Origin of the sequence: Mycetocola reblochoni REB411, assembly GCF_900163835.1 — a bacterium.
GTDB lineage: Bacteria > Actinomycetota > Actinomycetes > Actinomycetales > Microbacteriaceae > Mycetocola_B > Mycetocola_B reblochoni.
In genome coordinates, this window is the sequence record NZ_FUKR01000030.1 from 1 (window position 1) to 7,674 (window position 7,674).

9 protein-coding genes are annotated in these 7,674 nt (G+C 67.2%); all 9 read left to right on the plus strand.

The annotated features are described in order from the left end of the window. Positions 1 to 144 precede the first annotated feature (144 nt). Positions 145 to 819 (plus strand): helix-turn-helix transcriptional regulator, encoded by a 675-nt coding sequence (locus tag FM119_RS04920; protein ID WP_245827273.1) that lies wholly within the window; start codon positions 145 to 147, stop codon positions 817 to 819. 226 nt (positions 820 to 1,045) lie between these two features. Continuing rightward, the gene (locus FM119_RS04925) at positions 1,046 to 2,128 is read left to right on the plus strand and encodes an ArdC-like ssDNA-binding domain-containing protein (protein ID WP_087136575.1); all 1,083 of its coding nucleotides are present in this window, start codon (positions 1,046 to 1,048) and stop codon (positions 2,126 to 2,128) included. Next, positions 2,128 to 3,036 carry a bifunctional DNA primase/polymerase gene (locus FM119_RS04930; RefSeq protein WP_087136576.1) on the plus strand — a complete coding sequence of 303 codons (909 nt, stop codon included), beginning with the start codon at positions 2,128 to 2,130 and terminating at the stop codon, positions 3,034 to 3,036. The genes FM119_RS04925 and FM119_RS04930 overlap by 1 nt, the downstream gene beginning before the upstream one ends. Beyond that, positions 3,033 to 3,719 (plus strand): DUF2637 domain-containing protein, encoded by a 687-nt coding sequence (locus FM119_RS04935; protein ID WP_087136577.1) that lies wholly within the window; start codon positions 3,033 to 3,035, stop codon positions 3,717 to 3,719. The genes FM119_RS04930 and FM119_RS04935 overlap by 4 nt, the downstream gene beginning before the upstream one ends. Before the next feature lie 140 nt (positions 3,720 to 3,859). Next, entirely contained in the window at positions 3,860 to 4,150 is a 291-nt protein-coding gene (locus FM119_RS04940) for a hypothetical protein (protein WP_087136578.1), read from the plus strand. A 78-nt stretch (positions 4,151 to 4,228) separates the two neighbouring features. Next, entirely contained in the window at positions 4,229 to 5,095 is an 867-nt protein-coding gene (locus tag FM119_RS04945) for a hypothetical protein (RefSeq protein ID WP_087136579.1), read from the plus strand. Further along, complete coding sequence (locus FM119_RS04950) at positions 5,092 to 6,168, plus strand: ParB N-terminal domain-containing protein (RefSeq protein WP_087136580.1); 1,077 nt, start codon at positions 5,092 to 5,094, stop codon at positions 6,166 to 6,168. The genes FM119_RS04945 and FM119_RS04950 overlap by 4 nt, the downstream gene beginning before the upstream one ends. Before the next feature lie 78 nt (positions 6,169 to 6,246). Next, positions 6,247 to 6,942, plus strand: a complete 696-nt coding sequence (locus tag FM119_RS04955) for a hypothetical protein (protein WP_087136581.1) — start codon at positions 6,247 to 6,249, stop codon at positions 6,940 to 6,942. 6 nt (positions 6,943 to 6,948) lie between these two features. Then, positions 6,949 to 7,635 (plus strand): hypothetical protein, encoded by a 687-nt coding sequence (locus FM119_RS04960; RefSeq protein ID WP_338065660.1) that lies wholly within the window; start codon positions 6,949 to 6,951, stop codon positions 7,633 to 7,635. Positions 7,636 to 7,674 lie beyond the last annotated feature (39 nt).

Genomic DNA, 7,674 nt, shown 5'->3' on the forward strand with positions numbered 1-7,674 from the left:
GACGTCGCCCTCGCGGCGTGACTACAAACTGTCACCTAAACGTGCAGCAGTCCCGATGTCGTGGTTCTCGCTGCGAATACGCTTTGTGGTGCTGAGCCTGAGGGCTGGGTTACGACCACAACGCTGTACTTGGATCGTGACTATGTGATCGATCAGGTGTTCTGGCAGCATGCCGCACGTTTCAAGGATCGTCTCGATGCAAGCGACTTCCTCGAAGCAAGTTACGCGGAGCCAGCGCAGGTCGTCCGGCTTGGGGAGGACCGCGCGGGGCTACTGATGCCATGGCTGGACGAACTCGCAGCGCTGAGCGCTGACGGTCAGCACTCGAACAACTTCTACCGGGCGCAGGCGCTGCTCTCCGCTGTGCTCGATGTCATCGTTCCGCACCTCGCGGTCACTGGCGATCGAGTCACATCGACACAGCGGAGCACGATTGTGCCATCAACACCGAGGCATCGCGCGTTCCGACCGTTGCGGGCCGAAGCTCGGATAGCTGCAGAGCTCCTCGCCAGAGATATGGATCGTCGTTGGTCAGTTCCTGAGCTGGCGGGAGCAGTCCACTTGTCTCCGTCGCAGTTGCGGCGCGTCTTCACACAGGCATTCGGAAAGTCCCCGATCGCGTATCTGACGATGCTGCGTGCGGAGCGAATGGCGCACTTGCTGAAAGCCACGGAATCACCAATCTCGGTCGTTGCGGCGTCTGTCGGTTGGGGTGATCCTGACTTCGCCGCCCGGCAGTTTCGACGGAGTATCGGTGTCGCCCCGAGTGAGTATCGCCGGATCAGCCGGCAGATTCCGTTGCCGTCGTACCCCGAGTGAACGCGCGTGCGTCCGGGTGAAACGACCATGATTCGATGCTCGGATCACCAGGCTGGCCACGTGTGAGGTAGTGGTGGTTTGACCACGTCGGGTTCAGTGATGCACCTGGCGGTCGCTCACAATCTGTCCGTCGTCCGTCTCGATTGTTGTCTCTGAGTCCCTTCGCGCACCTTCTGGTCGCAGAGGTCACCCGCCGTGTGCGGAGCCTCGCGGAAGGAGGACGACGATGGCAACCACCGAGGAACAACGGGCTGCGCGGGATGCGAAGCTCGACGCCCTGCATGAAAAACTCACCGGCGCGGTGGAGTCGTTGGTGTCGGGTGAGGACTGGAAGCAGGCGCTCACGTTCGCGACCCGGTTTCGTGCCCGTTCATTCAACAACACGCTGCTGATCTTCGTGCAGCATCAGGCGGCATTCGAGGCGGGCCGGGTGCCGGAGCCGGTGCCGTCGTATGTGGCGGGGTTCAAGCAGTGGCAGGCACTCGGCCGGCAGGTCGAGAAGGGCCAGTCGGGGTACATGATCCTCGCCCCGGTGACGGGCAGGTTCGCGTCGTTCACGCCGAAGGTGGCGGAATCGTGGCGCAGGCTTGGCCGGTTCGAGAAAGCGAAACCGGGTGAGGCGGTGCGCTCCCGCCTGGTCGGTGTCCGCCCCGCCTACGTTTGGGATGTCTCCCAAACCGCAGGCGACCCGATCCCCGCACCACCCTCCCCGCGGCTGCTCGAAGGTGAAGCACCCGACGGTCTCTGGGATGGCATCGCACGGCTCGTGGAGGCGGAGGAGTTCACGGTGTTGCGGGTGCCGCATGAGGGCATGATCCACGGCGCGAACGGCCTCACTGATTTCGGTGCGCGGACGGTGGCGGTGCGGGAGAACATGCCCGAGGCCGCACAGGTGAAGACCCTTGTCCACGAGCTCGCCCACGTCCTCCTGCACGGGCCGGACAACCCGGATGCGACGGGGCATCGAGGGATTGGTGAGGTGGAGGCTGATTCGGTGGCGTTGATGGTCGCCGCAGCGCACGGCATGGACACCAGCGACTACACGATCCCGTATGTGTCGGGGTGGGCGGCGACGGTGCCGGAGAAGTCCCCGGTCGAAGTCGTCCAAGCCACCGGCGAACGAGTCCGCAAAACCTCAGCCAGCATTCTCGACCAGCTCCCCACGGTGCAGATCGGCAACGGTGACCCTCCCGGCCTCACCCGCGACACCCCAGCGAAGAAACGCCCCGAGCCTGCGGTCGAGACGACTGCTGATCCCTTGACGGAGGAGCCGCGCCGCGCCGTGGCGTCGTCGGTGAGGAGCCTGTGATGGGTGCCGTCGATCTGCTCAGCGAAGTCGGCGGGATGCCGCTCTCGGAGGCGGCGGCGCGGTTCGCTGCGGCCGGAGTACCGGTGTTTCCATGCGCGCCGGGCGAGAAGCGCCCGCTGGTGCGCCGTGGGTTCCATGACGCGACCGCTAATCCGGGGCAGGTTGCGGCGTGGTGGTCGAGGTGGCCTTCCGCGAACATCGGCATCCCCACCGGTGCCGCATCCGGGGTCGAGGTCGTCGATGTCGACGTGCACGCGACCGGCACCGGATTCCCCGCCTTCCGCACCGCGCACCGTGAAGGCCATGCGGCGGGGTGGGCGGCGCTCGTGCGCACCCCCTCCGGCGGGCTCCACGCCTACTATCCGGCAGACTCCGACCGTGTGCAGTCGTCGTGGCAGGCAGCGCGGGCGCATGTCGATTTCCGGGGTGACGGTGGCTACATCATTGCCCCGCCGTCGAAGGTGCTGCGCCCTGGCGGGGTGCGGGCACCGTACCGGCTGATCGTCGCGGCAGGTAGTCCTCCGGCTCCGGTGGATGCGGCGCGGCTGCGCGAGTTCTTAGACCCTCGCACCCCGATCCCTCTCGACCGTGCGCGCGCTTCTCGGTTTGAGCGGCGGGGGTCTGATGCGAAAGTGCTCGCCGGCTGGGTGGCGGGGCGTGGTGAGGGTGAGCGGAACCGGGGCCTGTTCTGGGCCGCCTGCCGACTCGCAGAATCAGGAGCCCCTCCCGATGTAACCCTCGACGCACTGGGCCCGGCGGCAGAGCACGCGGGGCTCAGGCCGCGGGAGATCATGGCGACGATCCGCTCCGCCTACCGCACCACCCACCCCACAACGCGCACGTCCGTGGAGCCCGTGGCGGATGAGCGGCGTGTGGTGCGCGGATCACCAGGGCGGGTGATCTCATGAGCACCATCGAGACTGTCTTGCCGCGGGGTCGCCGGTTGGCTGCGGTGACGGCGATCACGGGAACGGTGTTCATCGCCGCCGGCGCATTCTGGCTGTCATTCACCGCGCTTGCTGATCTTGCGCGGCGGTCTGGGATTGATGCGGGCCAGGCGTGGGCGTGGCCGTTGATCGTGGACGGCATCATCGTCGTCGCAACCGTCGCCGTCGTCGCCCTCGCCAACCAATCCCGTCCGACCTGGTACCCCTGGACGCTCCTCGCCGCCGGCGCCGTCGTGTCGGTCACGGCGAACGCGATCCACGCGATCATTGCCGCCGACACCGACGTCCCGGCGGTTCTTGCAGCGTCGGTCGCTGCGATCCCGCCGCTGGTGCTGCTGTCGATCACGCACCTCACCGTCATCCTCACCCGCCCCACCACCACGCCGGATACAGACGCGATCGAGGAGGTGCCGGCAGAGACCGCCGCTCCATCGCAGGCGGTCGCCGTACCGGAGGCTGAGCAGGCGCAGGCAGTGGAGATGCCGGTGGTGTCAGTGAGTGAGCGGCGGGCGGAAGCGACGCAGTTGCGGGAGGTGGAGGGGTGGTCGAACAAGCAGATCGCCCGGCACCTGGGCGTGCACCCCTCCACCGTCGGCCGCTGGTTCACCCCAGCCATCAACGAAGAGCAGGAGGAGACCTCGTGAACGACCACACAGAGACCAGCCGCACCGAGCTACCGGAGACGCTGCCCGAACGGGGCGACGGTGCGGGGGCGGAGCGGTCGGCGTTCGCCGTGCACCGCGACCCCTCACTCTCAGGAACTACTACTGACCCTGGTTCGCGTGTGGAACGCGGGATCGCGTGGGTACGTCCGACTGATCTGATCGCGTCGAGCACCGCCAGGATCGCTGGCCGCGGCATCAACTTCCAGACCGAACTCGCGCACCGTGCCCGCCGCGCGCCAGGCCACGCCTACCGGGCGACCCGGAATCATGCGCGCGACATTCGGGATCGCCGAGCGGAACGCGCGGCACCTGCGGAGTCGGCGGTGTTCGAGTCGTTCGATGTGTTCGAGCCGCAGGATCGGCCCCGCTCGTCGTCGTGGGTGCGGCCGTCCGGGATCGGGCTGGGGTGAACCGCCATGCGCAGAAGACGGTGGCGCGACGGGGTCGGTGGGGAGCCGGTGCGCACCTGCCTGTCAGGAGGTGCCACCATGCCACAACCCCACACCCCACGCCGTGACGCTCGCGGGTCTGGGTTCGAGAACTCAGAACGGCTCCGCGAACTCCTCACCCGCCTCAACACCGAAGGCCCCGACGCCTGGAGGAATGACCCCGAGGCGGCGGCACTGATGCACCACGCCGCCCAAAAGTACGCTGCCCTCGCACGCAAACACGGCCTCGACCCGTGGGAGGCCGCGACCGCGGCATTCGAGGCGATGCGCACGCCCTCGGTGCGACGGGCAGACGATCCGTGGGCGGTCATCACCCGCGCCGTGCAGATCACCTGCATCGCAGAAAACCGAGCCAACGGGCTGCTGTGCTCTGTGCATCAGGCGCGCAGGCCCAGATACTCGAGTTTCCATGACGCCGAACGCTTCTCCGACCGCGAAAACCCCCTCACCGACTACCACCCCGCATTCCGCGCCGACCCCTTCGCAAACGATGATGACGACGATGGCGACCGCGTGGAGGTGTCGGGGTCGACGGGGGTGGAGTCGGCGGTCGAGGACACGATCGCGTTGCTGTGCTGGTGCGGGTGGGAGCCAGAGGTCGCGCGAGCGGCGGTCGAGTGCATCTGCGCACGCCTCGCAGAGTCCGTCTCTCGTGCGGGAGCGTACGAGTCATTACGGCGCGATCGGCACGCCCGCGCCCTGCTCGACATCCCCGCACCGTCCTGGTACCGGCTGCTGCGGATCATCCTCGGCGCCCCCGACCTACACCTGGCCGGTACGAACGCGGGCCGTGGGGTGTTGCTGCGGCTGCTGATCGGTGAGTCCTTGGCATACCTCATGGACGACACGGATTTGGGTGCGGCAATCAGAGTCGCAGCCCCCGGCGTGATGCGGGGCCGGTCATGAGCGAGCCGGGGCATATCGAGCTGGAGCGTGCCGTGGATTCGATCTGGGCCGGCCGCCGTCACCGCGAAGACTACGGCGACCTCGACTCGCTGGTGGAGTCGATCGCTCGGGATGGGCTGTTGCAGCCGATCACGATCACCCCGGACGGAATGCTGATCTGCGGTGCCCGGCGTTTGGCCGCGATCCGCCGGCTCGGGTGGAAGACGGTGAACGTGTGGGTGCGCTCCGGTATCTCTACGACCCTCGGGCAGCTCCTCGCCGAACAGGACGACAACCTCCTGCACAAGCCCCTCACCCGCACGGAGGAAGCCACCCTCTACGCCGAGCTGAAAGCTCTCATGGTCGAGGATGCGACTGGCCGGCAGGAAGCGTCACGGTTCACTTCGAAACAGGAAAACCCCAGGTCACACGGTGGGGCCACGGTGGCCCCACCGTCGGCTGGGGGTATCGGGAAGACCCGCGAGCAGGCCGCGCTTATGGTCACCGGCCGCAACGCGTACACCTCGCTTGAACGCATCAACGAGTTGCAGCATCTCGCCGCTGACCTTGCACAGCCCGACGACGTAAAGCGGCGGGCACGGGAGGAACTTGACCGGATCGATGCGGGCGGGTCGATCACTGGAGCGCAGCATCGTATCCGCGCCGCGCAAGCCCTTGCGGAACTCGACGCCCTCGCGGGCGACCCTGGACAACCGGCAGGCATCCGCAACACCGCCGCCGCAGGAGCTGCCCGTCTTCGCGAGCTCGAAGACACGGCGCGGCCTGCGGACTTGGAACGTCTCGCGGTACTCGCTGTCGAGCGTGCGAAGTCTGCGACGAAGAAGCGTCCCGCCCAGCTCGCTTCAGCGCGGCTTCGTGCGGTTGAGGAGCAGCCGCGGGAGTTTCTGCCGGTGCGGTCGTTCGTCTACCTCTGGGATGAGCTCTCCACCTGGACTGATCGCTACGACCCCGAGACCATCGGCCCGGCCTTGTCGGTTGAGCAGTGGGTGATGTTTGAGAACGCCGTCACCGCGACCGTCGCGTTCCTGGATACCGCCCGCACTGCACGAAACGTGCGCCGCGAACCCGCCTGACCCTCCGTACCCTTCCTGTTCCTGAGTGTTGTGGTGCACCTGTCTGGTGATCCGAATCTCGTCGGAAAGGACACCAGGATGGACCCCACCGCTCGCCGCCGCCGCACCGTGCTCATCGCCGCGATCGCTGGCGGCCTCATCCTGCTCCTCCTCATCGGAGTCGGCGTCTACGGGCTCATCCGCGGACCACAGACCACCGAACCCGCTGAACCCGCCCGTCCCGACGGGCCGACGGCAACGAGCCCGACGCTTGTCCCGGCAGAACCGGAGCCTGTGGTCGCGCTCGGCGGGCCGGAAGAGATCGCAGGCGCGGTCGCGGAGGCGCTGTTCACCTGGGATACCAGCAGTGGGTATGGGCCTGCCGATTACGCGCAGATGCTCGCCAACGTCACCGCCGACATGGAAGCGGACGCGGCGGCATCCGATGTGCGCGCGTATCTGCCGACAGCGGAGGCGTGGGCGCAACTGCGGACGCATCAGACGCGGCAGTGGCTCACCATCGACACGATCGAGACCCCTGCCGCATGGGATGACGCGGTCGTCCAGGCCGCGCCGGGGCAGATCCCCGACGGCGCGGTCGCGTATACGATCACCGGTACCCGCCACCGCACCGGCTACTGGGGCGCCGACCGCATCACCACCACTCACGAGGTTGCGTTCACCGTGTTTCTCACCTGCACCCCCGATCGCAACGTCGCACCGCCACCCGCTGATCCGATGACCGAGAACTGTTCGTTGTTGCGGTTGTCACTGCTCGACAACCCGCTGCGGTGACCGGCCATGCTCCGTAAGTTCCTCGCTACCCTCGCCGTCGCCGCGGTCTGCTTTGGTCCTGCGACTGTGCTCCTCTCCGTCGCCGTCCTCGCCAACCCCGCTATTGCCGCCTGCGCGCCCGGGTCATTGATCGTGGGGCCGATCCCGGACTCACTCACTGCGACCACGAAGAACGGTGAAACAGTGACGTTGAATCGTCAGCAGCTCACCCACGCCGCGGCGATCATCACGGTTGGAGGGCAGACGGATGGGGTGGGGCGTCCGGGGGTGGTGATCGCGTTGATGGCAGCGCTTACGGAGTCGCACCTGCGGATGCTCGCCAACACCGGCACCTACCCCGAATCCGCGAACTTCCCCAACGATGGGGATGCCTCCGATCATGATTCTCTCGGCCTGTTCCAGATGCGGCCGCAAGCCGGGTGGGGCACCGTCGCGGAGCTCATGGACCCGAACTACCAGGCGCGTGCGTTCTACGGCGGACCGGCCGGCCCCAACTACCCCTCACCGCGCGGGCTGCTCGACATTCCTGGGTGGCAGCAGCTCGACCCAGGCGAAGCAGCTCAGGCCGTTGAGGTGTCGGCCTATCCGGATCGGTATCAGAACTATCAGCCCGTCGCCGAAGCGATCCTCACCGCCCTTACCCGCCCAGCACCATCAGGCGGCGGTGAGGATCGCTTCGCGACGGGCAGATAGTTCTGATACCGATGCGGATAGGCCGAGCCCTCAACGGCC